The sequence below is a fragment of the Rhizobium sp. PRIMUS64 genome, assembly GCF_023006465.1.
Classification (GTDB): domain Bacteria; phylum Pseudomonadota; class Alphaproteobacteria; order Rhizobiales; family Rhizobiaceae; genus Rhizobium; species Rhizobium leguminosarum.
Genome location: NZ_JALBGX010000308.1, coordinates 1 through 827, shown reverse-complemented (window position 1 = coordinate 827; position 827 = coordinate 1). Strand labels below are relative to the sequence as shown.

2 protein-coding genes are annotated in these 827 nt (G+C 62.3%); both read right to left on the bottom strand.

The features are described from left to right. The coding region (locus MOV76_RS39275) for a nitrogenase component 1 (protein WP_097623640.1) at positions 1-245 on the bottom strand (245 nt) is incomplete at its 3' end. Between the two features lie 58 nt (positions 246-303). Further along, positions 304-827: nitrogenase component 1 (locus MOV76_RS39270; RefSeq protein WP_281015699.1), on the bottom strand; the 524-nt coding region annotated here is incomplete at its 5' end.

Below are 827 nucleotides of genomic sequence, written 5' to 3'. Positions count from 1 at the left end.
GAAGCCGATCCGCGGTTGTCCCAGGAATTGCCCTCACAGCCGAGAGGCCCATGGATCAGGTGCGCGACGTCGGTGATCGGCTGCAGCACGATCTTGGCGCCATCGAAAGCGCATCCGCCGGCTGCCGCCCCGGGGATCAGCGGCTTCGAACAGCCGTTTTTGCGCGCCTTGGAATCCTTGCTGCGGTTCTTCTCGCAGGCAGGCTCGTCAAAGACATCCTGGACTTTAGCATTGAGCAAGGGCATTGCGGTCTCCAAGTTCAGATGAAGGCGGCCGGCCTCACAAGGCCGACCGCCGCCGCTCCTAGCGGGTCAGGTCGTAAGAATAGTCCGTCACACCCGGCTCGCTCGTCTCGCGATCGAGCTTGTCGAAGATCTTGTCGAGGATCGTCGTCAGGACGCGCAGGCCGCCCTGGTAGCCCATGAGCGGGAAACGGTGGTGATGGTGCCGGTCGAATATCGGAAAGGTCAGCCGGATCAATGGGGTGCCGGTGTCGCGCTCGAGATACTTGCCATAGGAATTGCCGATCATAAGATCAACCGGCTCGGTAAAGAGCAGCGAGCGCAACGCCCACAGGTCCTTGCCCGCCCAGACCTGGGCATCCTTGCCGAAGGGCGAGGATGCGAGCAACGCCTTCATCTCGGCTTCCCAGGCCGACGTGCCGTTGGTAGCAAGGCAGTGGGTCGGCTCACCGCCGGTTTCCAAGACGAACCGGGCAACGGCGTAGACGAAGTCAGGATCGCCGTAGATCGCGTATTTCTTCCCGTGCAGCCAGGCTTGGCTATCTGCCATAGCGTCGACGAGACGGCCGCGTTCCAGGCCGATTG